Origin of the sequence: Metapseudomonas boanensis (assembly GCF_042232855.1) — a bacterium.
Classification (GTDB): Bacteria; Pseudomonadota; Gammaproteobacteria; order Pseudomonadales; family Pseudomonadaceae; genus Metapseudomonas; species Metapseudomonas boanensis.
The window spans coordinates 5,339,189-5,364,750 of record NZ_CP113889.1; the positions used below are offsets into that span (position 1 = coordinate 5,339,189).

Below are 25,562 nucleotides of genomic sequence, written 5' to 3' on the forward strand. Positions count from 1 at the left end.
CTCCCTGTCTGAACTCCCCACCTGCATCGCTTCCGACTGCGGGAGGGCACGCGCCTACGCGCTGAATATTCAGAGGAATCGTCAGATGACTTCCTTGAGTCCTTGCCCCGGGCTGCCTGTTGCGGCCGCCCTGGCAATGATGCTGTTTGCCTTGCCAAGCCAGGCGGCCTCGCTGTCGCTGGACGACGCGTTGCAGCTGGCAGAGCGCAATGCACCGTCCTTGTCCGCTCAAGCGGCCAAGTTGGATGCGGCGAAAAATGCCGCGATACCCGCCGGCGAACTGCCGGACCCCAAGCTCGCCCTGGGCGTGCAGAACGTCCCCATCGAGGGCGAAGACCGCTGGAGCCTGGACCGCGACTTCATGACCATGCAGATGGTCGGCGTGATGCAGGAGATGCCCAATCGTGACAAGCGCAAGGCGCGGGTCGAAACGGCCCAGGCTTCGGTGGATCGGGCTACAGCCGAGGCGGAAGCCGAACGCGTGAAAGTCCGCCGGGAAACCGCCCTGGCCTGGATCGCGACCTACACCGAGCAGCGCAAACTCGCCCGATTCGACGACTTCTTCCGGGAAAACCGACTGCTGGCGGAGACCGTTCGGGCCCGCCTGGCGGGAGGACGCGGCCAGGCGCTGGACGCGGTCGAGCCCAAGCAGGAAGCGGCCCAACTGGCGGAGCAGCAGGACGATCTGGCACTCCAGGTGGCCCAGGCGCGAGCGGCACTTAAGCGCTGGGTCGGCCAGGAGGCTGCGCGGCCCCTTGCCGGTGACTTTCCGCACTGGCCCATCGATGCTTCCAGGTACCTGCACGCCCTGCATCGCCATCCCGAACTGGCGACCTACGAGCCGATGGCGCGAGAAGCCGAAGCCCAGGTGCGCGAGGCCGAAGCGGAGAAGAAATCCGACTGGAGCTGGGAGGTGGACTACCAGCGCCGTGGGCGCGAATTCGGCGACATGATGACCGTGCAATTCACCTTCGACCTGCCGCTTTTTTCCAGTACTCGCCAAGACCCGAAGATCGCTGCGCGACGGGCCCAGGTCGGTCAGCTGGAGGCCGAGCGCGAAGCCCTGCTGCGCGAGCACGCCCAGCAACTGGAAGCGGATCTGGCGGACTACCAGCGCCTGGATCGGGCGGTGGCCCGCAGTCAGTCCACCCTGGTGCCCCTGGCCGAAGAGAAGGTGGCGCTCGCCCTGGCGGGTTATCGCGCCGGGAATACCGAGCTGGCCAGTGTCATCGCGGCACGGCGCGAGCTTGTCCAGGCCCGACTCAAGGAGCTCGACGTGCAAGGCTTGAAAGCACTGGCTGGCGCCCGCCTGTACTTTACCTACGGGGAGGGCCGCCCATGAGCCGCGCAGCCTGGAAGGTACCCGCGCTGATGGGGCTGGTCCTGCTCGTAGGCGCGGCAGGCGGTTACTGGTTTGCCACCCAAGGGCGTCCGACGGGAATACCCGGGGTCGCCACCCCCGTCGACGAGCGCCAACCGCTCTACTGGTACGACCCGATGTTCCCGCAGCAGAAGTTCGACAGCCCCGGCAAGTCGCCCTTCATGGACATGCAGTTGGTTCCAAAATTTGCGGATGAAGCGAATGACAGCTCGTCTGTCCGCATAGAGCCGGGCATCCAGCAGAACCTCGGTGTGCGGTTGGCCACGGTCACCAAGGGGAAACTGGAGCAAAGCCTGCAAGTAAGCGGCGTCCTGGCCTTCAATGCGCGCGAAGTGGCATTAGTACAGGCGCGGGCCGGTGGTTTCGTCGAGCGCACCTACGTCCGCGCACCTGGCGATCTGATTGCGGCCGGCGAGCCCCTCGCCGACCTGTTGATTCCCGAGTGGGCCGCCGCCCAGGAAGAGTTTCTCGCGCTGCGCCGCAGCGGCGACCCGGCCATGTCGGCTGCGGCTCGCCAGCGTCTGCGCCTCCTCGGGATGCCGGCGGAGCTGATCACTCAGGTCGAGCGCGGCGGAAAAGCCAGGCCGGTCATGACGCTGACCAGCCCCATCAAGGGTGTGATTCGCGAGCTGGAGGTGCGCATTGGCATGACCCTGGCGGCCGGACAGACCCTAGCCCGGATCAACGGCCTGAAACACGTCTGGCTGGAGGCGGCCATCCCGGAGTCCCAGGCTGGGGCCTTGCAAATCGGGCAGACGGTCGAAGCGCGGCTGCCAGCCCTACCCGGCGAGGTGATCCACGGGGCGCTTTCCAGCGTGCTTCCCGAGAGCGACCCGCAAAGCCGTGCGCTGCGCGTGCGCATCGAGCTGGCCAATCCCGACGGCCGCTTGCGGCCAGGCATGAGCGCCCAGGTTCGGCTGAACCAGCCAAGCCAGACCGACCTGCTTCTGTTGCCCAGTGAAGCGGTCATTCGCACGGGCAAACGCGCGCTCGTGATGCTTGTGGAAGAAAACGGTCGCTTCCGCCCGGTTGAAGTCCAGCTGGGCCAGGAGAGCGAAGGTCAGGTAGCGGTGCTCGAAGGATTGGCCGCCGGCCAGCAGGTCGTCGCCTCCGGGCAGTTCCTGATCGATTCGGAAGCCAGCCTGCGGGGTATCGAGGCCAGGGCACTGGGCAAGCCAACGATGCCCATCGACCGGCCCACCCTGCATGAAGCCGAGGGCAGCATCGTCGAAGTCGGTGCCCAGGAGCTGACGATTTCCCACGGCCCCTTCAAGACCCTGGGGATGCCCGGCATGACCATGACCTTTCCCCTGGCCAGGCCCGAACTGGCGCGGGGCCTGAAAGCGGGTGACCGCATCAGCCTGAAAGTGCGAGAGGGCGATTCCGGGTTGCTGATCGAGCAGCTGGAGAAACTGGAGAGTGCGCCATGATCGAGAAGCTGATTCGCTGGTCAGTCGCCAACCGGTTCCTGGTGCTGCTGGCTACTCTATTTGCGGTGGCCTGGGGCATCTGGTCGCTGCGCAGCACCCCTATCGATGCCCTGCCCGACCTCTCCGACGTACAGGTCATCATCCGCACGTCCTATCCAGGCCAGGCGCCGCAGATCGTCGAGAACCAGGTCACCTACCCGCTGACCACCACCATGCTTTCGGTGCCCGGGGCCAAGACGGTCAGGGGCTTCTCGTTCTTCGGTGACAGCTTCGTTTACGTGCTGTTCGAGGACGGTACCGACCTGTATTGGGCGCGCTCGCGGGTGCTCGAATACCTGAACCAGGTGCAGGGGCGCTTGCCCGCCGCCGCCAAGCCCGCGCTGGGCCCGGATGCCACGGGGGTCGGCTGGATATTCCAATATGCCCTGGTCGACCGCAGCGGCACTCACGACCTGGCGCAACTTCGAGCGTTGCAGGACTGGTTCCTCAAGTTCGAGCTGAAGACCCTGCCCAACGTGGCCGAAGTCGCCACGGTGGGCGGCATGGTGAGGCAGTACCAGATTCAGGTCGACCCGATCCGCCTCGCCAACGTGGGCATCACCCAGGGCGAAGTGGTCGAGGCCATCGGCAAGGCCAATCAGGAAACCGGTGGTGCCGTGCTGGAACTGGGCGAGGCCGAGTACATGGTCAGGGCTTCCGGCTACCTGAAGACCCTCGCCGACTTCCGTGCCGTGCCGTTGAAACTAACGCCCGAGGGCACGCCCATCACCCTGGGCGATGTGGCGACGATCCAGCTCGGGCCGGAGATGCGCCGGGGCATTGCCGAACTCGATGGCGAAGGGGAAACCGTCGGCGGTGTGGTGATCCTGCGCAGCGGGAAGAACGCGCGTGACACCATTGCCGCCGTGAAGGCCAAGCTCGATGAGTTGCAGAAGAGCCTGCCCGAGGGCGTGGAGCTGGTCATCACCTATGACCGCAGCCAACTGATCGAGCGGGCGGTGCGCAACCTCAGCCACAAGCTGATCGAAGAGTTCATCGTGGTCGCCCTGGTTTGCGCCGCGTTCCTCTGGCACCTGCGCTCGTCCATGGTGGCCATTGTCTCGCTGCCAGTGGGGGTGCTGATCGCGTTCGCCATCATGCGCTACCAGGGCATCAACGCCAACATCATGTCGCTGGGCGGGATCGCCATTGCGATAGGCGCCATGGTCGACGCCGCCGTGGTGATGATCGAGAACGCCCACAAGCGCGTTGAGGCTTGGAACGCCAGCCATCCCGGCGAAACCTTGCGCGGCGAGCAGCACTGGCGGGTGATGACCGATGCGGCGGTCGAGGTCGGCCCCGCGTTGTTCTTCAGCCTGATGATCATCACCCTGTCGTTCATCCCGGTGTTCACCCTGGAGGCCCAGGAGGGCCGCCTGTTCGGCCCACTGGCCTTCACCAAGACCTACGCGATGGCCGCCGCCGCGGGTTTGTCGGTGACGCTGATTCCGGTGTTGATGGGTTACTGGATACGTGGACGGCTGCCAGCCGAGCAGCGCAATCCGCTCAACCGTGGGTTGATTCGCCTGTACCAGCCGGCGCTGGATGCCGTGCTGCGGTATCCCAGGGCAACCCTGGTGGTGGCCCTTCTGGCATTCCTGACCACGCTCTGGCCGGTTTCGCAGCTGGGTGGAGAGTTCCTGCCGCCACTGGACGAGGGCGACTTGCTCTACATGCCTTCGGCGCTGCCTGGCCTCTCCGCACAGAAGGCCTCGGAGCTGTTGCAACAGACCGACCGGCTGATCAAGACCGTCCCGGAGGTAGCTGGTGTGTTTGGCAAGGCCGGACGCGCCGAGTCGGCCACCGACCCAGCACCGCTGGAGATGTTCGAGACCACGGTACGCTTCAAGCCCAAGGATCAGTGGCGTGCGGGAATGACCAGCGACAAGCTGGTGGAGGAGCTAGATCGCGTGGTCAAGGTGCCGGGCCTGACCAATATCTGGATTCCGCCGATTCGCAACCGGATCGACATGCTGGCGACAGGCATCAAGAGCCCTATCGGGGTGAAGGTCGCCGGGACGAATCTTGCTGAAATCGACCAGGTGACCCAGGCCGTCGAGCGTGCTGCCAGGACGGTACCCGGCGTGACCTCGGCCCTCGCCGAACGCCTGACCGGCGGACGTTACATCGACGTCGACATCGATCGCCAGGCGGCCGCTCGCTACGGGATGAACATCGCCGACGTGCAAGCCATCGTCGCCAGCGCCATTGGCGGCGAAAACATCGGCGAGACCGTGGAAGGACTCGCACGCTATCCCATCAACCTGCGCTACCCCCGTGAGTGGCGGGACTCGGTCGATGCCCTGGAGCGACTGCCCATCTATACCGCCCAGGGCGGCCAGATCACCCTCGGAACGGTGGCGCGGATCCGGATCACCGATGGGCCGCCCATGCTCAAAAGTGAAAATGCTCGCCCTTCGGGTTGGGTGTACATCGACGTTCGCGGGCGAGACCTGGCCTCGGTCGTGGCGGATCTGCGCCAGGCCGTCGAGGCCTCGGTGACACTGGCGCCCGGCATGAGCCTCAGCTATTCCGGGCAGTTCGAGTTCCTGGAGAGGGCCAATGCCCGTTTGAAACTGGTGGTGCCGGCCACATTGGCGATCATCTTCGTTCTGCTCTACCTCACCTTCGGCCGCTTCGACGATGCCCTGCTGATCATGGCCACGCTGCCCTTCGCGCTGACCGGAGGCGTCTGGTTCCTCTACCTGATGGGCTTCAACCTGTCGGTCGCGACCGGTGTGGGTTTCATCGCGCTGGCCGGCGTGGCGGCCGAATTCGGCGTGATCATGCTGCTCTACCTGAAGAACGCCTGGACCGAGAAGCAGGATGCCGGGCACACGACAAACGAAGACTTGCGGGGCGCCATTCGGGAAGGAGCGGTACAGCGCGTACGTCCCAAGGCCATGACAGTCGCCGTCATCATCGCCGGCCTGCTGCCGATCCTCTGGAGTGGCGGAAGCGGCAGCGAAGTGATGAGCCGCATCGCCGTACCCATGGTCGGCGGCATGATCACCGCGCCGCTGCTATCCCTGTTCGTCATCCCGGCGGCGTACTGGCTTATGCGCCGTCGTACCCAACCCCACCCCACTTCGCAAACCACCCTTGGAGAAGTTTCATGAGAACAGCACTCACCACTGCATTTGCCCTCGTTTTGAGCTCGGCCCTACCCGCCCTCGCCGACGATATGTCCGGCATGAACATGGGCAACACGACAAAGGAGCCCGCCCAGGCGCAGGCGCAAACCGCCACGGCAAGTGGCACGGTCAAGGCAGTCGATCCAGCCAAGGGCACGGTCACGATTTCCCATGGGGCCGTGCCGAGCCTTAAATGGCCGGCGATGACCATGGCCTTCGCTGCCAGCCAGGAACAACTCGAAAGTGTTGAAGTGGGAGAGAAGGTCACCTTCGAGTTCAAGGCGGAAGGCATGAATGCCTCCATTCTGAACATCACCAAGGCGGAATAACGGTCAGCACCGTCGAGGAGTCCGATCTCAGTGCGAAAGTGCTGCTGCAAGACGGCTCCTCTTCCGAGAAGAAGAGTGTTCCCGCCATAGGGGACCAACACTCGCAATGGAGCGATGTTTGCAAGCTTTCAGCGGCCGCTATTGGCCGTTAGCGACCCTTGCATTCACTGGTCACCCTTGTCCTCCCTCATAGGGAGGACAAGCCATGAACACCATTACCACCAGCCATCAACCTTGGAATAAAGGAAAACTGGTCGGGCAGAAAGCCCCGCTTCGACTAAGAGATATCTGGGCCATCCGGGTACGGCTTCAGATCGCGGAGGGAACCAGGGATTTGGCTCTTTTCGATCTGGCAATCGATAGCAAGCTGCGAGCCTGCGACCTAACCAAACTTCGTGTGCGAGACGTTGCCCATGGTGAGCATGTGTCATCACGAGCCATCGTGATGCAGCAGAAAACTCAGCGGCCTGTGCAGTTTGAGATTACCGAGCAAACAAGGGCTGCTCTCGAAATCTGGATACATCAAGCCCAGCTTCACAGTGAGGACTGCCTTTTTCCGAGCCGGCTGCATACCTCAGACCACCTCTCCACCCGGCAATACGCACGAATCGTCAAAGCTTGGGTGAAATCCATTGGCCTTGATCCAGCGATGTATGGCACCCACACCATGAGACGCACAAAGGCATCGCTGATCTATCGCAGGACAAAGAATCTGAGGGCAGTCCAACTCCTGCTCGGCCATACGAAGCTTGAGAGTACCGTTCGATACCTAGGAATTGAGGTCGACGACGCCTTGGAAATGGCGGAACAGACAGAGGTTTGACCCTGCATAGCGACGGTCGAAGTGAGGCCGTCGCTAACCGGCCATTGGCTGCTATTCGAATCACCTCACCATCACTTCCCGCGCCATCGAGGGCACGGGGTAGCAGTGACTCGTGCGCCTTGCTAGTGACTTGAATGATTGGGCGACTCGATGCTGGGCACGAGTGATTTCAATCCACGACCTATTCCGCAGCGGTATCGGCGGCGAGGGCCTGTGAATGCTGTTTCGGCTTTGACTGAAGACGTCGCGCTTGCCCGCGCTGCCGCGAAGCCTGCCGCTTCGCATGCAGCGCCTGAGCCGCCGTCACCGTGCCAACTGCCTGACCGCTCAAGTCCAAGCGCGGCGCATTCTCCGTCATGCTTGCCCAGTATCGACTTCCCTGGCACCAGGTAGCGATGCCCAGCTTGAGTTGTTCTCTGGTGATCCCCAGCAGCTCCAGGTGTTGCTCGGCATCCTTGAAGATGCCCTCCTTGAGCGGAACCTTGGGGGCCGGATTGACCGGGAAGGCCAATGGGAAGTGCTTCTGCAATCGCCAGATCGCTTCCACCGCAGGGTCCTGCTCACGAGGCTTTGTTGGCGGGGCGGACTTCCGCTTGCGCGGCTTCGAGTTATCGGTCTTTGCCTGCTCTTTTTCAGCCCGCAGGCGGTCACGCAGCTCAGCTAGTTGTTCAAAACCCATCGTTCAGTTCACAGCGTCATGGTTGATTCGTGCCGCAAGGTTATCCCATACAGTCTTTTAGAACAGCCTAATCAGGCGTCGGCACGATCAAGGCAAGTGATCGCGGTATCCCAGTCGCTCGCCGACGAGCAATGGAGCGGCAGGGTATGCGGCAGTTCCGGTCTGATTGAGGACAAGGGGCTGCTTCGGGTCGGTTAGCGACCGTGTACCGCAGCTGATCCAGCTTTGTCCTCTCTCAACATGGAGGACAAGTCATGAACACCATTGCTACCTACTGGCTTTGATGGCAACAATTTGGAGCTGCGGCAGTCCTTCTTTCCTGATCGGCGTCCCAAGCCCAGCGCAACTGCGAGAGCGCATTGTCGCAAGTGTTCAGGAACTATTTGGCGATTCATCCCGGGACAGACCAGTGCCGGGCGTCTCGTCGGCATTGGACCGAGCGATTGACCGGGGGGCGCTACATCCGCCCCCACCGTTCCAGCGATGCTGACCCGTTACGGCAGCGTGAGCGATATGAGTGCCGACTCGAAGTTTCCGCTGTAGGTCGTGCTGCCGGCCGGTACGGACGCCCCGTGTGGCGGAATCGAAACTGTGCCTTGCGGATCCACGAGCGCTCCCGCAGGGGTCGCGACGGTGAATTTCGGCGCGGACAGTTTCAGCGATGCCGCCAGCAGCGAATACGGCGGGCCCTGGCTGGTCGTCGCCGCAAGCAGCACCGTGTTGTCGGCCGCAGCCGCGACCCCGCCGCCGCTCTCGAAGCCGGTGCCGCCCCAGGTTGCTGCATCCGTTACCTTCCTGCCGGTCGATTCCAGGCGCGCGACGAATGCATCCTGGAAGCCGACGCCCAACACCGTCGTCGTTCCGGCAAGAAGAACCGAGCCGTCGGGCCCCACCGCGATGCCTTCACCGGTGTCGCCGTCCTTGGTGCAACATCCCTTGCCGAACAACAAGCTGCCATCGGCCCCTATCTTCAGGACCAGCGCGGCGATGCTGACGATGCCGCCCTTCGCCGCCTGGATGGCACCAGCGGTGTATATGGACCCATCCGCGGCAGCGGCCATTCCGCCGCGCGCATCCACGACCTCGCCCGCCCCGTACGTCCGTGCCCAGACCAGGTCGCCCGCTGGCGTCAGCTTCAGCACCATCACGTCGAACTGGGAGAGATCGCTTCCCCGCAGTTTCGAACTGGCCGCGTAGATGCTGCCGTCTGGTGAGACAGCCATCGCCTCGAAGCCGGCGGCATTGTCCCAGAGCCGTTGCCAGACAAGAGTGCCCGTCGGATCGAACTTCAGGACGAACACCCCGGCGGAGCTCGGGCCGAAGCTGGTTGTCCGGCCCGCGACGTAGACGGAGCCGTCGCTGTGCGTCGCCACCGCGCCGGCGCTATCGGACTGGGTACCGCCCCAAGCCCGCACCCAGAGCAGGGTGCCGTTCGGATCGAATTTCAGCAACACGGCGTCTCCGCCTCCGTCTGCGGTGATGCCGGCCACGTAAACTGAACCGTCGGCAGCGACCGCCACTGACGCATCTGTCACCCCGACAATGGTCGGGCCGTTCCAGATCCGCTGCCAGACAACCGCTCCATTCGAGAGCTTGACGATGAACATTCGCGTCGCGGGCTGGCCGAACTGGTCGAAGGCAAAGCTATCCGTCGAGCCGACGAGGTACGCGCTGCCGTCGGCGGCCGTGGCGACAGCGGTTGCGACTTCGGCTCCAGTCCCACCCCATGTCGTCTCGGTGAGCAAGACCTGCCCGTGCGCCGGCCTTTCTGCAAGTGCCAGCAGGGCCAAAACCAAGCTTGCAAACAGCACCTTCCCTACCGCGATTCCACTCCGTTGTGCTGGTGAGGAACTGCCGATATGCGTCATGACGTTTCTCCTGTTTGGAGAGAACAAGGACATGGACGGCGCTGTTGGGATATAGCCGAACTACTCGAAGCGTGTCGTCGGCTACCCACTGCACACCGCGACAAAGGAGTACGAGCGGCACGAAGTTTTTTAAGTAGTAATTTTTAATAGTAGGGCAACCTGCAAGACTTTCCAGGTTTTCGGAGTAACAGAGTTCGGGGGTCAAGAACGGCAACGAGCGTTTGGTGGTGCTGAACAACGTGGCGAAATCCGTCATCGAGGGACAGCGTGGCCTGGACCCAGTTTGGGTGTTCCCTTACGGGATGCCCAAAGAGAACGGCAAGGCGATGCCATTACACCGGATGAACGATTCGGCCTGGAAGAAAACCAGGGGCCGGGCGGCAAAGAAATTCCAGGAGAAGTTTCTGCGCCCTGCTCCAGCCGGATTCGCCTCGATCCGCATCCACGACCTGAAGCACACCTTCGGTCGCCGGCTTCGGGCGGCCGGGGTCACGGAAGAGGACCGGCGAGCTCTGCTGGGACACAAGAACGGCAGCATCACCAGTCACTACTCGGCGGCAGAGCTGGGAAAGCTGATCGATGAGGCCAACAAGATATCGGCGACCGACTCCCGTGGGCCGGTGCTGACGATACTGAGGAGGAAGGCAGGATGAAGAGTCCCGCAAAAGTCCCTGAAACGAAAAAGGCCAGTCGTTTCCGAACTGGCCTAAGTCGCTGAAGAATATGGTCGGGACGGAGTGATTCGAACACTCTACCCCTTGCACCCCATGCCAGTGGTCGACCTCGTAACTCACTGATTTTTCTAAACTTATCTAGGGCGCTCGCTGCAACCGATGTCCTACGCTACCTGACGATTTTCAACGATTTCCCGCAAAAGTCCCTGACAGAACGGCCTCAGCCTGATGGGTCACTGCTGAGACACTGCAATGGAGAACTTCTTCCGTTCGCTGAAAGCCAAGCAGGTGTAGCTGACGCGCTAAACCACCTACCAGGAGGCGAAAACCAACCTGTTCGACTACATTCGCTTTTACAATCACCGCCGCCGCCATCCAGCTCAGGGGTATTCAAAAGCCATGAGCCGGGAAGCAATTTTCTGAATGCACAGCAACGGCTGCTCCTTCACCTCATGGCGCTCCGCCAGACATCAATCCCACACTAATTTTCTATATATAGATCCCGCCAGTTGACCACCGACTCACTGCTTATCATCGGTGGAACGTCCGTCACTACTTCTTTGAGATTGATGCGGCTTAGGCCGTACGCTACCGAGAGACGATCGTACTCAGCAGCCTTCAGACCGGGCGCCCGAAGACGGGCAGGTTTTTGCAACGGAAAAGGACGAGTCCCAAACCATGGGTACCCTGAAGAGCGCGACATCGACCGCTCGAGCTTGGAGTAAAAGGGCAGTCGCTTTCCACCGCCACAGAGGATCATGGGCATTCCCGCCATCTGATGCTCAGGCAACAAGTGATCAATCTTCAAACGCGCATAAGTCTGGTATCCAACCTGCTCGGAAGCTTTGCGATAGAAGACGCGATCTGGATGAGCTGACTGATCGCAGAACTGCACGTCCAGGCCGTTGAAGTAGCCCGTCAGCTCATCCGGCACGGGTGATTCAGTCCCTGTATCCAGGGCGATACGTTGAATTCCCTCCAGAAGGTCCGCTCGCTCCGGCGCGTTTGACTCCAGAGCCTGTTGCCACCACTGCATTCGCCGGCGATGCCAGCACATAACGCCATTTGGCTCCACCGTAGCACTGAAGGCTATGAAGCGATCACGTCCTCCCTGCCTCTCGATTCGGAATACGGACGCATCCAGGGTGCCGGCACCGATGTCGACCATGAGAAAGATATTTTGACCGTGCGGATCATAGGCGCCAGAGCTGACAAAGCCATGGATCTGAGCAGCCACCTCGGGGGCAAGTGCAATCTCAACCCCCGCTTCGTCAATGGCCTCGTCACTGCCCGGATCCAGTTGCTTTGCCCGCTCCAAAGCATTCCAAATCGTTTCCCGGGAAATTACGAGTTCACTGCTTCCGGCAGCCAGCCAGGCAGCGTAGCCGAGAACCTTATACAGCTCCACGATAGGTTTCTCACGCATGCTGGCCACGGGTAAACCGATGGATAGACCCCAGAGGATGTAGCTGCGTTGGTAGACCTTGCCGTGGGTGACGAACAGCCACCCTCGCACGTGGCGAATCACCCGAGCAAGAAACTCAACCACATTCTCTTGACAGTGCTGCGACCCCGGATTGGAAAGCAGCGCCATCTTCAAGTCATGAATTTGTTGCTCCCCCTTCTTAAGGGTGCTGGGTAGCAAATAACTCCCCACTCCTACCCCATCACGGAAAGGGACGGCATAAGAAATATTCTTGGCCTTGTCGGTTATCACAGCCTTCACTGAAGACGTACCAAAATCCAGGCCAATCGTCAGCTCTGCATCTTCAGAGGCGTTCTCAGCGAGTTGCAGCGCCCGCCCAGTCCAAGCAAACTCCGCCAGTGCCGGAACGGGGTTCGCATTGGATGGGCACCAGATCAGCGAAACCTCAGGGCCCATCTTCAAGCTATAGGGCGGCGCAGGCACCGGCTGTTTTACAGGCGGCGACTTTTCAACTTGCTGACGCGCCGGAGCCGTCCGCCCCTGACCTGAACGAGCCCTAGATTGGCGTCCAGGGGATGATGGCGTGCGCTTCTTATCACTTGGCGCCGAACGATATCCCTCATCTGTTGGGCTATCTGCCGATGTTGAAGATTTAGCATTTGGGGAGGTCTCCTGATCTGTACCAGGGCTTCCCTGCGGAAATGTCGGCGAAGGCAGGGGCGGCTCAACACCCACTTCCTTGAGCGCCTGCTTGAGCAACTTCCCCAGTGTCCCTACCTTCATCGTCGCCCCCTCTCAAATGACTTTGATCATGCCGCCAACCACTGGGGTATCCTCGGCATGCATGTTCCTCTTCTGCAGCAAGTCCTGCTTACGAGCGTCAAGACGCTCCCAGACTCGGTTGATCTTGCCGCTCGTCATTCGTACGACAGCACTCTTTCCCTCAGACTGGAGTCTCTGCATCAGGGTACGCAGCCTTGCTACTTCAGAATCGGCTCGATCCGTGGTCACTCGAATCATCAGGCTAATCCGGTCCTGATTTTCCTCACGCACTCTTTGCACTGTGTCTGTGAACAGCGTAGCCAACATTGCCCGACACTCATCAAAGCGCTCTGCGGCCCGTTCGGGATCAATATCTGCCTTCGCGCTCAACCAGTCTTCTCCATATAGCGCAGCCGCATTGACCAAGCTTTCGGAGTCCTCCGCGCTGAGAAAAACCTCCCCGTCCAGCGGGATGGCCAGATACTCAAGCTGCTCCCGAGTGACCGCGCCGGTGAACGACCAACGGAAGATGGCAAACGCATAAACACCAGGCCGAATTGCCGGAGTTCGGCTGCCATCCAGGCAAATTGCGCTAACCGGATAGGCCCCAGATAGCTTTCCGGGTTGCCTTTGGTAATTACTGATAAACCGAACCAACACATGGTCCTGGGCGACACGCTCGTAGTCTGCCGGCTTCAGGCCATGCATGTTCTCGAACTTTAAAGGTAGAGGTCGGCTGGATAGCAGGCGAGTGCTCCCCTGCTGCATGCGCTCCTGAATAAAGACGTCAAACTCAACGCGTGCTGCTGAGGACAGCTCACATTGGTAGAGAGATCCGCCCTCATCCAGAGGAATCAGACGGCTGCCCGGGAAGTGCCGCGCGAGGAAGTCATTGACATAGACGAAGATGTCTTCACCAGTAATGGTGCGATTCAGCTCCCGAGCGGCTTTGACTTTGTTCAGGATGAAATCGCCATGGGCGACCAGGTTGGGGGCTTCGGCCTCTAGCTGTTCTTCGCGACGCCGACGTTCTTCCAGCGCCAGTAGGTTGCTCTCAATCAAGGCCTGCTCTTCCTTGGCCGTCAAACGATGACGGAACAAGCTGAGCGTCATCTTCTTCACCACATCACCCAGCACGCTTTCCATGCGCCCAAGTGATTGTCTAAATACATCCAAACGATCCAGCAAGCGATCGTAAATGCGCTCATCGATGGTATCGGCGTTCATCAGATTCCAAATCAGAATCTTCTTCTCTGGCTGGCCGATACGGTCAATACGCCCGATGCGCTGCTCGATGCGCATCGGGTTCCAGGGTAGGTCATAGTTGATCAGCAGCGAAGAGAACTGCAGGTCGATACCTTCGGAAGCCACTTCGGACGACAACAGCACCTGCGACCCAGTGGGCAACTCGAACGTCTGGAGAATCTGCTGATTGCGCTGACGGCCGCCCCCGCCCTGAAGCACAACGCTGGTAATGCCATCCTCTGCCAACCGCTCGTGCAGATAGGCCAGGGTCTGGCGGAAGAAGGAAAACAGCACGATTTTCTTGTCGGGGTACTGACGCAGGTATTTCTTGAGGCTGTCACGCAACAGACCGTACTTGCTGTCCTCACGCTTGAGCTGCTCGTAGCTCCCAATCGAATGGGCAATCTCGACCAGCGCCCGCACCAAGCTCCCCATTTCATCTGGCTCGCAGTAATCCTGCTCCGGATCATCACCCTCCAACTCATAGAAGGTTTCGTCGATCTTCAGACCGTCCGCTCCTGTTATCCGCTGCTGCCAGGCACGACAGGCAGCTGCCATGCAGCTGGCCATCTGTCGTTGCGGAATAGTCAGGATAAAGCCCGTCAGCAGATTCTGCCTGTCGCAATACTGCCGGACCAGCTCGGTAACTTGATCATAGAACTGTCGCTCCAGAGGGGACAAGGTGGCACGGAAGGCTACTGGTTCGCGCTGCACCCGGTCTTCCTCGACATCGCGTTTGAGGGTGCGAGTCACCAACTTACTGAGCGGATGAATCCGGTCCAGGCGATTGGCGATCTCGCCACGACTGCGTACCTCCGAGAGAACCTGGTCACTGGGTGGTTCCTGCAACAGACCATGCAACTGCTGGCTGTCAGCGAGAAACCATTTCCACTCTGCCATCAACTCACGCAGCGTAGTGACAAACTGCTCCTGAGATACTCGACCGGCCATCACTTCGTCGCGCAACTGTAAGATGGGCTGCGCCAGCTGCAGGCTGAAATCAAAGCTGTGCTCGTCAGGAAAGACCGACTCATCAAGCAACTTGATCAGGCTGAAAAGATCGCTGCGCCGCAGCTGAATCGGCGTAGCGGAAAGCAGCACAATTCCATCGCTGACCTGCCGCAATAGCTGGCCCAGTGCGTTGGTCTGGGTTTCCGCATTGCGCAGGTAATGCGCTTCGTCGATCACCAGAAAATCCAGCAGCCGATCATCTGCCTCGGCAGCTTCACTTAGAAACCGCGCCAATCGAGCAGAGCCCTGCTGATTGTCCAGCGCCTCGTAATCTCGCGGTGGTCGCAACCCCTGCATACTGGCGACTAGAGCAAACTCCTGCCGGGGATTGTGCTGCGCCGCCTGCAGATACTCGAGTAACTCGCTGGCATCCACCAGCGCGGCACGAACACCAAAGCGCTTGAATAACTCGTCCCGCCACTTGTCACGCAACATCGCCGGACAAACCACCAACAGCCGACGTGCCTCAGCACGAGCACGCAGCTCGGTCCAAATCAGCCCAGCCTCGATGGTTTTACCCAGGCCCACCTCATCGGCAATCAGGATGCCATTGCAGGGGGACTCCAGGAACTGCAGCACCGGCTTGAACTGATGAGCGCGAAACAATGTGTTGGTGGTGTTGAGGCTGTAGATCAGGTTAGCCAGCCGACCGCTGAGGCGATAGTGCGTGACCATAGTCCGCAGATTCTGCACGCCGGCATAGTCGCCGCGGCTAATACAAGCTAGCGGCGCCATACTGAGCTGGCCATCACGCTCCAGCTCGCCCAGCAAGATGTGATCCTCGGAGCCATCGACAAAGTGGACCAGGACCTTCTGCCGACGGCCAGAACCGATCACCTCTTCGCCTACTGTTCCTGTGCGCGATGGATTGCGTTTGAGGCGCACCCTGCAGCCGGGTGCAATCTCGGCGGCGCTAGTCTCAGACATCAGCCACGCCCCTCCCTGGTACAGAACACCCTCCTCGGGAGGCAGTGATCTCCTGGCGAGGTTCGAAGGACAAGGCAATGCATTCGATCTCTGATTGCACCCTCACTCGAACGAGCATACGTCCTCCTGATATCAGAACCGCGTCAGTGAAGTTTATCCCTGAATTTTGGGTGCGCCACCATTTTGCCTTCACCGCCCCCAGATTAACTATCACAGGCTAGTTATTAGGCTCTGTGATCTGTCCTGGAGCTGGAGGACAGGTATTTAAGAGCTACTGCTCGCATAGCGCCGCTCAAACTCCATCGGGTTCAGATAGCCCAGCGTCGAGTGGCGACGGCGGATACTCGCCCAAGTCCTACACCTCGGACTAGCAGTTCCCAACTACGCCACAGTAGGTTGCTATCGGTGCCCACCGCTTTCCTGGACGAGTTGCAGCAAGTCGTAGGTCTTGATCATGTCGAGCAGGCCCGAGTGGCCAAATGCGTTGGGCGAAAAAGCAGGATCAGTTCGTTTCAGGTATTGCCCCAGCGCGCTCAGGGTGACCTTGCTCTCGCTGGTTCTCGCGGCGAGCAAGGACACTGCATCTACAACGAACCTCGGTCTGCCTTTGACGGCAGGCTTGGCGGGTTCCGGCTTGGTGGCTTCGGTCTTCAGGTTGGCGCCAGGCTTGACGGCAGGTTTCTCGGTCTGCTCCGCGTGCTCGTCACGACTCCACTCGAAGAACTGATCGCTGGCATTGCGAAGTGCGGCGGCCGTTTTGGACTCACCGACAATGCAGACCGTGGCGCCCCGCTCACGAAGCTGGCGGCAGAGGTAGGCAAAATCGTAATCGCTGGTGACCAGGCAAGGTGGAAAAGTTCGTGAACGATGCCGATTCGAGACTGGAAGGTGGCGCTAATGCACTCTACGATCAGCTACGAAGACAGGCCGCCACAGCAGTAACCCCCAACCTTGGTTACCCGAAACTCTGCACACCCTCAGATCTGAATTGAGCGCAGGCTTGAAGGCGAAATCAGCACAAGAAATTGTTGAGCAAGGAATTCTGTAACCATGGCTATTGCTGAGAAAGCTCCTCTGGATGCAGGCTGGGATGCAGATCAGCTCCGGGTGATCGAGGCGGATACGGATGCCCGGCTTGTCGTCGAGGCTGGCCCCGGAACCGGAAAGACGGCCGTCGCTTGCGCTCGCCTCGCCTACTTGATCACTGAAGAAGATCTCGAGCCCAGCAACACTTGGATGATCAGCTTCACGAGGACCGCAGTAGCGGAAATCCGTGCACGGCTGCACTCTTACGTTGGCGATGCATCCTTTGCCATCCGGATCGCGACCATCGACTCGCATGCGTGGTCCATCCACTCCGGGCATGACCCAAAGGCCAGGCTGACCGGATCCTACGAAGAGAACATCGCCCGAGTCATCGAACTGTTGAAGACTGACGAAGATGTGGCAGACGAGCTGTCGCAGATCGAGCACGTCGTGATTGACGAGGCGCAGGACCTCGTTGGGCAGCGAGCAGACCTGATTGAGGCTCTGGTGGAGCGGCTGCCTTCGGACTGCGGGGTCACGGTCTTCGCCGACGAGGCCCAGGCAATCTATGGCTTCTCGGACGACAGCATCGGACGTCGCAAGGTGGCAGAAAACGAACTTGGTAAGTCGCTGCTTGAGCGCTTGCGGACCGCGAAAACACTGGGCTTCGCTACACTGGTCCTGAAGGAGATTTATCGCACCTCCTCTCCCGGGCTTCGAAAGATCTTTTCGGAACTGCGCCAGGATATCCTCGACAAACAGAAGCACCGCGACGGATTGCACGCCGAGACAGCGGAAAGAATCCGAGAGCTGGCCGACAAGCGCGGGCTGAAGTGGTCCCAGATGAAGGTCGCCGACTTCACCAGCGACGATCTTCTGCTTTTCAGAACTCGTGCCGAAGTGCTAATGGCGTCTCAGTTCTGTGATCTTCCCCATCGTCTACGCCTGTCAGGATATGGCGTAACCCTACCGGCATGGCTTGCGATCTGTTTCTCAGACTTCGTTGAGCCATTCCTCGCAGAGCGGCGCTTTCTCGACCTCTGGGCGGCGCGCATCGAGAACAAGGCCGCACCTCGGTATGGGCCTGCCGAAGCTTGGCAGCATCTCATGCGCGTTGCGGGGCGCAAGGATGGCTCCATCGACATGCAGAGGCTGAGACGGCGGCTGGGCCAGACCCGCCCCCCGGTTGAGTTGACTCTCCCTGAGTACGGCCTTCTCGGACCGATTGTTGGGACGATTCACGCGAGCAAGGGTCGAGAGGCGAGCAACGTCGTTTTGCTGCTGCCGAACGGTGCGGAGTTCAAGAGCATCGAGGATGAGATAGAAGAGGCGCGTGTGCTTTTTGTCGGAGCCACGCGCGCGCGCGCATCCCTCATCGCTGGGGAGAACAACGCCGTTAGAGCGTCAACCTTGCCATCGGGACGAGTTCATCACTCCGCGAGAAACGGCAAATCGACGATGGTCGAGATCGGACGAGGCAGCGACATCACCGCGCGCGGTCTTGTTGGTCGCAGCGAGTTCAGTGCAGCCGATGCTTCGGCCGGGCAGGCTTTTCTGACTAAGGTCGCCGATGTTGTCACCACCTACAAATTGAAAGCCGATCCCGACCTGGATTGGCGCTACAGGATCCATACCGGTAGCGAAGGCCCCTGTGTTGGTGCCTTGTCGCGCCATCTCACGTACGACCTCTGGGCGATACTTGAGAACAGAAACCAGAAGCAAAGCCACAAGCCGCCGACCAACGTGAACCACGTGAGAGGTTTGGGCTGTGCAACGATCGTTCTGGCCCCCGACGACAATGATCTTGAGACTCTGAATGAGCCTTGGGCGTCCTCCGGTTTCGTCCTGACACCTAGAATTGCGGCATTCCCCCCCTTCTTCTTTTTCGAACGGAGATAGCTCCCGTGCAGGACAAATCACAGGACAGAAATCTCGTCGCCTGCAGGCTCGTCGAGGACTTGGTCGGGCCGCGTGCAGAGGACGAGCAGCTGACCGCACGTCCGTCCGATGTCTATCTCACCGGTATCCTCTGGCCCCGAAAGACCGCAATGTCGGGGGAAGATGATGACCGCCTCGGTACCGCAGGCGCCAGCTCGGGAGAGGAGAGCGACGGCGAGAGCGATGCGGTCAGAACGGGCTCGATCCAGAAGCCCTCGGTGGCAGGCATATCGTTCAGCGCTGCATCAAGCGGCACACCACAGGTGCGAGTCATCTGCAGCTTCGCCACGTACCGGGCCCAAAAGCGCGACGACGCCGATATCTGGGTTCGACAGCCTCACAGGGTCGAAATTGCAGGTCTCGATATTTCGCCCGGTCCGACGCGCGAGATTGCCCTTCCGGAACACGGCAAAGGAGTGCCTAACGTCTCACTCAGTGTCCGATGCATTAATGCAGGGGGCGCCGTCCTTGTCACTCTTACGCTCGTGAATTCGGTCGTTCCAGAGCAGGATCGAGACGAGATCGAGGCCGCATCGCTCTTCCAGACCGAGCTTCGCATAGAACCCTGTGAAGGCACCCTGCTAGTACCGAAGCCTCCCCGGCGAGCGACGTCGATGTACCAAGGGGGGACGGAGGGGACCGGCTCAGTCAGCGACGAGGAAAGCGGGGCACTGCTTTACAGGAATGTGGCGGAGTTCGCTGTCGGACACGTCTGCTCGGCTGATTGGGAAGCCGCGGACCACACAGCCGGAGGGCGCGCCAATGCCCGATGGGTTGGGACGACCTGGCTGCCATCTGCCATCGTTCAGAGCGTCGATCCGAATGGTCACGCCTTGTTTGCGGAGCTGGGAAAGGAGAGTGAGGCCTTCGATCCTCTCTCGGCCGAAGTGCTAGCCTACGCCGAGACCATCCCCCTCCAACAGGGACTGCAGCGCTTCTGCGACGCCTACAACCGCTGGGTACAGGTGCAGCGGAAGCGACTTGACGACGCGACAGATGTGAGCCCCGAGCTGAAGTACGTCGCAGAGGCGCATCTCGCCCGATGCGAGGAAGCGCTCGGGCGCATGCAGGCATCAGTCGCCGAACTCGGTGCCAATCCGCGGCTTCGGCGAGCCTTTCAGCTGGCGAACCTCGCCATGCACCTTCAACACTCATGGGATAGTTCCAAGAGCCGGCACGGCCCTCTGCGCTGGCGGCCGTTTCAGCTGGGATTCCTGCTTCTAAGTGCACCATCCTCGGTCATCCGCGAGCACAAGCACCGAGGAGTCATGGACCTCCTCTGGTTCCCGACCGGCGGCGGCAAGACTGAGGCATACCTCGCACTGATAGCATGCATCGCCGTGTACCGGCGCCTCTCGGATGATCCGAGTGACCATAGTGGTGTCTGCGCCCTTATGCGCTACACGCTTCGCCTGCTCACGACCCAGCAGTTCGCCCGCTCCGCAGCAATGATCGTGGCACTGGAAGCGATTCGATCCGGACGGGTAGCGCCTCCCAACGGCCTGCCGCTTCAGGGCAGCGAGCCGTTCTCGATCGGCCTGTGGGTTGGCGGAGACGCTACTCCCAACAAGCGTGCGGATGCGTTCGCTTCCCTTCAGGGATCTTTGGAGGTCGCGTCCCCGAAACAGCTCGCCCGCTGTCCCACCTGCGGCGAGAAGCTAAGATGGTCGATGACGAGCGCCACCTCCCCCGTCAACGCCGAATGCACGAATAGCGTGTGCACGATGTACGGGAACCTGCCTGTCTACACCGTCGACGAAGACGTCTACGACAATCGACCGACGCTGCTGATCGGAACGACCGACAAGTTCGCACAGATCGTTCGCGAGAAGAGAACCAACAGGCTGTTCGGTGTTTCGGATGGCTCTCCGCCTGACCTCATCATCCAAGACGAGCTGCATCTTATTTCCGGCCCTCTCGGGACGATCGCAGGGGCCTATGAGGCGGCATTCGATCTGATGTTCGCCGCGCGCGGGCACAGGGCGAAGGTCATCGGCTCGACGGCAACGATCCGCCGAGCGTCGGAGCAGGTACTGGCCCTGTTCGATCGCGAAGCATTCCAGTTCCCCCCGCCGGCGATCGATCATGATGACTCCGGTTTTGCAGTTCGAGATCGACGACCGAAGGCAGTGGGAAGACGCTACCTCGGTGTCACGACTGCCGGCCGATCGGCAAAGTTTACATTGCAAGCTGTCGCGGGCTCCCTGCTGCAAACGGCTTTCGGGGCATTCAGTGACGATGTTCGAAGGGACGCTTACTGGACGCTTGTCGGATACTTCAACTCGCTTCGCGAACTTGGTGGTGCGCTTGTCCTCATGCAGGACGACGTCACCGACAGTATCGCGCTCTATGCTGACGCACGCTGTGAAGAGAGAAGACCCCTCAGCAACGTCGAGGAACTTACCTCTCGGAGAACACAGGAAGAAATCCGCGAGATGCTCGACCTCCTCGACATCAAGGTCGGCTCCCCTGGCGCAGTCGACACGGTGCTCGCGACAAACATGGTCAGCGTTGGCGTAGACATTTCTCGACTGGGATTGATGCTGGTCAACGGGCAACCCAAGACCATTGCCGAATACATCCAGTCCACTAGCCGCGTCGGTCGGGGAGAAGTGAGTGGAATTGTGGTCGCTGTCCTCAACAACGCCAAGGCGCGCGACCGGTCGCATTTCGAGACGTTCTGCAGCTGGCACTGCACCCTCTACAGGGATGTGGAAGCAACCAGCGTTACTCCCTTCGCGTCACGTGCTCGCGACAGGGCGCTGCATGCAGCGCTGGTAGCTGCGGTACGTCATCTTGTTCCCGACATGCTCGACTCCCCACACATGGGAGATGACGAGGAAGACGAGGCGATGGACCTCATCGACCTGATCGTCGAGCGTGCGAAGCGGGTCGATCCCGAAGAGACCGCCGTCCAAAAAGAACTTGAACGCTGTCTTGATAAATGGAGAGCAAGGTCCCCAAAAGTGTATTGGAGCGACTACAAGGGAGGCGAATCCCTTCTCCAGAGCGCCGAGCGCGCCGCTGCTCGCCGGGCTGCCGGCCGCGATACCGGCGCCGCCTGGCCAACCCTCAACTCAATGCGAACCGTCGAGGCCGGAACCCCCTTCAGGATGGCCCCTGTCCTCAGGGCAAAGGATGACACCCATGAAGAATGATCTCCAGGATCTACGGCGCAGTGCAGTCGTTTCGACATTCGGTCCCGGCTCAGTGGTGGACTTCAGGGCAGATGGAGGAGCCGTTTCGGGTATCGCCGCCGGACTCGAGGAATGGGATCGCTCCTTTCCTCCGGCTGGCCTGGCTCACCCGCAGGTCATCCGTGAGACACGCTTGCAGAAGAAGCTCGGCGTAAAGGGCTTCAGGACACCTCCTGTTACGCTCGAGCGGCGGAAGGACGACGATCCAGATACCAGGCGTCTCGTCGTTGTGCGCTTCCCGAAATGGCTACAGTGCCCAAGCTGCGAAGTCATAAAGCCGGAACGGCGATGGAAGAGCGAGCCGGGCAAGGCCTATCGCTACTGCCCAACTTGCACAGAAAAATCCCATGGTGACAGCAAGGTCTTCGTGATTCCGGTCCGCTTTGTCATGGCCTGCAAGCATGGCCACGTAGACGAGTTTCCGTGGGATTGGTGGGTGGGGCACAAGCCGGATTGCCCGGTATCGAAGCGTGACAACCCGGAGCGTCATCCGGGTCTGATGCTGCGGTCCGAGAAACCTGGCCTTGCAGGCCTCATCCTCAGTTGCACGAAGTGCGGCGCACGCCGGTCGATGGACGGCGTTTTTTCGAAGAAGACTTGGGAGCGCGGTCCGAAATGCCGGGGGCATCGACCATGGCTGGCCGATGGCGACGAAACTTGCGGAAAGGAGCAGTACGCTGTTCAGCGAGGTGCTTCCAATCTGTACTTTGCGGTGACGGAGTCAGCCCTGAGTATCCCGCCATGGTCAGACCGTCTTCAGGAGGCTCTGGGCGATTGGTGGAGTTCCCTCACAAACCTCGACGACCTGTCAAAGCTGGAGGAGTACATCGGCTTCCTTGCGAAGGGTGATCTGGCGAGCATTCTGAGGGAGCTGGAGATGTCGCCGGCGGAGCTGGCAGAGGCGATCCGGGCCCGACTCACGTCGTACGGACAGCTACGAACCGACGACTTGCGCCCAGCAGAATATCGACAGTTCGTCACCGAGCCTGGTCGCAGTCGGACCACCGACATCGACTTCGAAACCCGTCGAGAAGCTGTATCCCCCGAAATAGCTCCGTGGGTCTCCCGAGTGGTACGGGCTGTGCGCCTCCGCGAGGTCCGTGCCATCAAGGGGTTCACCCGGATCAATCCTCCCGGCGATCCGGACTCGCCCGAGGTGGCACGGCTTTCGAAGGAACCGCTTGAATGGCTTCCGGCGATCGAGGTTCGCGGCGAAGGGATCTTCCTCGCACTGAATGAGGAACGGCTGACGACTTGGGAAAGCCGACCGGATGTCATTGCACGCGTCTCCGAGTGCGAGAATCAACACCAGGCGGACTGGAAGGAACGCTACGGCGACGACTCGAAGCCACCTCAGGATATAACCCCGCGTTACATGCTCTGCCACACCCTCGCGCACGCGCTCATGCGCCAGCTTACGCTGGAGTGCGGATACTCCTCAGCGTCCCTCCAGGAGAGGATCTATGCCGGGACTGGCGATGAGAAGATGGCCGGGCTCCTGATCTATACCGCGACACCGGACTCGGACGGGACCCTCGGCGGCCTCGAACGGCAGGGCAAGGCGGGGCGTATCGAGGGCATCCTGCAACGTGCGATCGACTCCATCGAGTGGTGCTCGTCCGATCCGCTTTGCATCACGGACATGATGGGAGCGATCAACAGCTACTCGCATTCAGTGTGTCACGCCTGCTGTCTCGCTCCCGAGACATCATGCGAGGCCTTCAACAGCTTCCTCGACCGCGGGCTCCTGACCGGTGACGGGACGGGTTCTGGCCTCGGATACTTTGAAGACATGCTTAGGAGCAGCTGATGGCAATACTCTGGCCAAGGAAGCTGCCCCGTTCGGTACTGGATGATCCACGGCGCTGGGCGGAGGTTCGCGTGTATAACCGCCTCGCCGAGGTTCTCGCCGATACCTTTCATGTCTTCTACTCGAGTCCATGGCTGGGAACCGACAGGTTGGGAAACGAGAAGGATGGCGAATGCGACTTCCTGATCGCACATCCTGACCACGGTATCCTTGCGATCGAGGTCAAAGGGGGGAAAGAGATTTCCTTCGATCCGAAGGACGCTCAGTGGCGCAGCACGGATCACGGCAATTTCGTCCACAAGATCAAGGACCCGGTAGCGCAGGCCCGAGGCGCAAAGCATGAGATCCTCAACCACCTCAACAAGTCAGCCAGATGGCCCAGGCGCTTCATACATGCCGCTCATGGGGTGATTTTCCCGAGCGCTGGCTCGCCCCGTGGCAACCTCGGAGCTGATCGTCCGGCCCAGATTTTCTGCTGTTCACACCAGTTTCAGCAGGGGCTGGGCGAATGGGTCAACGACCGTCTGAAGGCAGGGCAACGGCCTGACAACTGCGAACCTCTTGGTCGTGACGGCATCGCGGCGCTGGAAAGACTACTGGCGCATCCCTTCACCCTTAGCTTCCGGATCGGCGCTGCTCTAGCGGAAGCCGACACGGAGTTCCGCGTCCTTGAACCATCCCAGTACCATGTCCTGGACGTCATCGCCGATATCCCGCGGGCGCTAATCCGGGGTGGAGCAGGGACCGGCAAGACTGTGGTTGCGATAGAGGAAGCGCTCAGGTCCGCCGCGGCCGGGCGGAAAACCCTCCTGACCTGTCACAGCCGCCCCCTGGCATCGAACCTCGAGCGAAAACTGAAAGACGTTGAAAACCTTACGGTTGCCGGATTTCACGCGCTGTGCGGACGCATCTCACGTCAGGCAGGTGTCCCGACGCCGTCCGACATCAGTGAGCAGAATCTCTACGAGAGTGCCCTTCCAAACGCGCTCTACTGCGCGATGGAGATCCAGCCTGCGCTCAAGTGGGACACGATCATTGTCGATGAAGGTCAGGACTTCCGAGCTGAATGGTGGATCGCGATCGATGCCTGCCTGAACAGCAATGGAAACCTCCGTGTTTTCATGGATAGCAATCAGAGAGTCTACGACAGCGCCGGAAATGGCGTTCATGATCTGAGCGTCGTTCCGGTTCGGCTTTCCCGAAATCTCCGCAACACGAAGAACATCCACAATGCCGCTTCGGTGCATTATTCGGGCCCCGAGATAATCGCCGACGGGCCCGACGGTCTCGAAGTCTCTTGGATCAACGCCGATAATCCTAGTTCGAAAGTCGAAGCCGCATACAGGGAGCTTCGACGGCTCGTATACAACGAGGAGGTGGCTCCTGGTGATATAGCAGTCCTTGTCAACGGGCCCGCAGCCCGAACAAGCTTTCTCGAAAAAAGCAGCGGGACAAACACTCCGCTTACAGATGCCGAAACCATGGCGCTCGAGGACGTGGTCGTGGATACCGTACGGCGGTTCAAGGGATTGGAACGATCGGCAATAATTCTCATTGTCAGCGGCGACGAAATGGAGCGTCGCGAACTTGCCTATGTCGCGTTCTCGAGAGCGCGGGCTTTTTTGTGCGTTGTCTGTTCCGAAGACGACGCGCGGTGGCTTTCAGAAAGGGAAAAACGCGACGATTGACGTGCCCCAAATCGGATAGAGATCCAGCTCCGCCCTGCCAATGCAAATAGGACATCAGGTGAGAGCTGACCAGCAGCGAACGCCCCCCACCGTCAGTCAACTATTCCATTCATGACTTGTACCCGGGTCTCCTTAATCGGCATCATTAGGGCAGAAAGCCAGCACACAGATATTG

At 60.4% G+C, this 25,562-nt stretch carries 13 protein-coding genes and 3 pseudogenes; 11 read left to right on the top strand and 5 right to left on the bottom strand.

Annotated features, from left to right (window positions below):
• Positions 1-85: 85 nt before the first annotated feature.
• From OXH74_RS24855 to OXH74_RS24875, 5 genes are all read left to right on the top strand, one after another.
• Positions 86-1,342 (top strand): TolC family protein, encoded by a 1,257-nt coding sequence (locus tag OXH74_RS24855; protein WP_375739314.1) that lies wholly within the window; start codon positions 86-88, stop codon positions 1,340-1,342.
• The gene (locus OXH74_RS24860; RefSeq protein ID WP_375739315.1) at positions 1,339-2,811 is read left to right on the top strand and encodes an efflux RND transporter periplasmic adaptor subunit; all 1,473 of its coding nucleotides are present in this window, start codon (positions 1,339-1,341) and stop codon (positions 2,809-2,811) included. The genes OXH74_RS24855 and OXH74_RS24860 overlap by 4 nt, the downstream gene beginning before the upstream one ends.
• Positions 2,808-5,969, top strand: coding sequence for an efflux RND transporter permease subunit (locus tag OXH74_RS24865; RefSeq protein ID WP_375739316.1), 3,162 nt, complete (start codon positions 2,808-2,810; stop codon positions 5,967-5,969). The genes OXH74_RS24860 and OXH74_RS24865 overlap by 4 nt, the downstream gene beginning before the upstream one ends.
• Entirely contained in the window at positions 5,966-6,313 is a 348-nt protein-coding gene (locus OXH74_RS24870; RefSeq protein WP_375739317.1) for a copper-binding protein, read from the top strand. The genes OXH74_RS24865 and OXH74_RS24870 overlap by 4 nt, the downstream gene beginning before the upstream one ends.
• Before the next feature lie 205 nt (positions 6,314-6,518).
• Positions 6,519-7,136, top strand: coding sequence for a tyrosine-type recombinase/integrase (locus OXH74_RS24875; RefSeq protein ID WP_375739318.1), 618 nt, complete (start codon positions 6,519-6,521; stop codon positions 7,134-7,136).
• Positions 7,137-7,317: 181 nt separating this feature from the next.
• On the opposite strand, the gene OXH74_RS24880 is transcribed toward OXH74_RS24875, so the two are convergent.
• Both OXH74_RS24880 and OXH74_RS24885 read right to left on the bottom strand, forming a co-directional pair.
• Complete coding sequence (locus tag OXH74_RS24880; protein WP_375739319.1) at positions 7,318-7,815, bottom strand: ProQ/FinO family protein; 498 nt, start codon at positions 7,813-7,815, stop codon at positions 7,318-7,320.
• 494 nt (positions 7,816-8,309) lie between these two features.
• Positions 8,310-9,683 carry a hypothetical protein gene (locus OXH74_RS24885; protein ID WP_375739320.1) on the bottom strand — a complete coding sequence of 458 codons (1,374 nt, stop codon included), beginning with the start codon at positions 9,681-9,683 and terminating at the stop codon, positions 8,310-8,312.
• Between the two features lie 188 nt (positions 9,684-9,871).
• Here OXH74_RS24885 and OXH74_RS24890 point away from each other — a divergent pair.
• Positions 9,872-10,336: pseudogene (locus OXH74_RS24890) on the top strand (tyrosine-type recombinase/integrase); the annotation flags it as partial.
• A gap of 336 nt (positions 10,337-10,672) precedes the next feature.
• Positions 10,673-10,780, top strand: a pseudogene (locus OXH74_RS24895) (hypothetical protein); the annotation flags it as partial.
• A 58-nt stretch (positions 10,781-10,838) separates the two neighbouring features.
• Here OXH74_RS24895 and OXH74_RS24900 read toward each other — a convergent pair.
• The 3 genes and pseudogenes from OXH74_RS24900 to OXH74_RS24910 all read right to left on the bottom strand — a co-directional run.
• Positions 10,839-12,566 (bottom strand): hypothetical protein, encoded by a 1,728-nt coding sequence (locus tag OXH74_RS24900; protein WP_375739321.1) that lies wholly within the window; start codon positions 12,564-12,566, stop codon positions 10,839-10,841.
• A 12-nt stretch (positions 12,567-12,578) separates the two neighbouring features.
• Positions 12,579-15,728 (bottom strand): SNF2-related protein, encoded by a 3,150-nt coding sequence (locus tag OXH74_RS24905; RefSeq protein WP_375739322.1) that lies wholly within the window; start codon positions 15,726-15,728, stop codon positions 12,579-12,581.
• A 399-nt stretch (positions 15,729-16,127) separates the two neighbouring features.
• Positions 16,128-16,598, bottom strand: a pseudogene (locus tag OXH74_RS24910) (NYN domain-containing protein); the annotation flags it as partial.
• A gap of 180 nt (positions 16,599-16,778) precedes the next feature.
• On the opposite strand from OXH74_RS24910, the gene OXH74_RS24915 reads away from it, so the two are divergent.
• Genes OXH74_RS24915 through OXH74_RS24930 form a run of 4 tightly spaced genes read left to right on the top strand, consistent with a single transcriptional unit; the run spans position 16,779 to position 25,387 of the window.
• Positions 16,779-18,653 (top strand): UvrD-helicase domain-containing protein, encoded by a 1,875-nt coding sequence (locus OXH74_RS24915; RefSeq protein ID WP_375739323.1) that lies wholly within the window; start codon positions 16,779-16,781, stop codon positions 18,651-18,653.
• A 5-nt stretch (positions 18,654-18,658) separates the two neighbouring features.
• Positions 18,659-21,850 (top strand): helicase-related protein, encoded by a 3,192-nt coding sequence (locus OXH74_RS24920; protein ID WP_375739324.1) that lies wholly within the window; start codon positions 18,659-18,661, stop codon positions 21,848-21,850.
• Positions 21,840-23,699: a DrmB family protein gene (gene drmB, locus OXH74_RS24925; protein WP_375739325.1), complete on the top strand. Its 1,860-nt coding sequence runs from the start codon at positions 21,840-21,842 to the stop codon at positions 23,697-23,699. The genes OXH74_RS24920 and drmB overlap by 11 nt, the downstream gene beginning before the upstream one ends.
• Positions 23,699-25,387, top strand: a complete 1,689-nt coding sequence (locus tag OXH74_RS24930) for an NERD domain-containing protein (RefSeq protein ID WP_375739326.1) — start codon at positions 23,699-23,701, stop codon at positions 25,385-25,387. Before drmB ends, OXH74_RS24930 begins: the two co-directional genes overlap by 1 nt.
• Positions 25,388-25,562 lie beyond the last annotated feature (175 nt).

Excerpts from the sequence above, each read along its gene's own strand:
- OXH74_RS24855 (WP_375739314.1), top strand. The coding sequence starts at position 86 with ATGACTTCCTTGAGTCCTTGCCCCGGGCTGCCTGTTGCGGCCGCCCTG.
- OXH74_RS24860 (WP_375739315.1), top strand. The coding sequence starts at position 1,339 with ATGAGCCGCGCAGCCTGGAAGGTACCCGCGCTGATGGGGCTGGTCCTG.
- OXH74_RS24865 (WP_375739316.1), top strand. The coding sequence starts at position 2,808 with ATGATCGAGAAGCTGATTCGCTGGTCAGTCGCCAACCGGTTCCTGGTG.
- OXH74_RS24870 (WP_375739317.1), top strand. The coding sequence starts at position 5,966 with ATGAGAACAGCACTCACCACTGCATTTGCCCTCGTTTTGAGCTCGGCC.
- OXH74_RS24875 (WP_375739318.1), top strand. The coding sequence starts at position 6,519 with ATGAACACCATTACCACCAGCCATCAACCTTGGAATAAAGGAAAACTG.
- OXH74_RS24880 (WP_375739319.1), bottom strand. The coding sequence starts at position 7,815 with ATGGGTTTTGAACAACTAGCTGAGCTGCGTGACCGCCTGCGGGCTGAA.
- OXH74_RS24885 (WP_375739320.1), bottom strand. The coding sequence starts at position 9,683 with ATGACGCATATCGGCAGTTCCTCACCAGCACAACGGAGTGGAATCGCG.
- OXH74_RS24900 (WP_375739321.1), bottom strand. The coding sequence starts at position 12,566 with ATGAAGGTAGGGACACTGGGGAAGTTGCTCAAGCAGGCGCTCAAGGAA.
- OXH74_RS24905 (WP_375739322.1), bottom strand. The coding sequence starts at position 15,728 with ATGTCTGAGACTAGCGCCGCCGAGATTGCACCCGGCTGCAGGGTGCGC.
- OXH74_RS24915 (WP_375739323.1), top strand. The coding sequence starts at position 16,779 with ATGGCTATTGCTGAGAAAGCTCCTCTGGATGCAGGCTGGGATGCAGAT.
- drmB (WP_375739325.1), top strand. The coding sequence starts at position 21,840 with ATGAAGAATGATCTCCAGGATCTACGGCGCAGTGCAGTCGTTTCGACA.
- OXH74_RS24930 (WP_375739326.1), top strand. The coding sequence starts at position 23,699 with ATGGCAATACTCTGGCCAAGGAAGCTGCCCCGTTCGGTACTGGATGAT.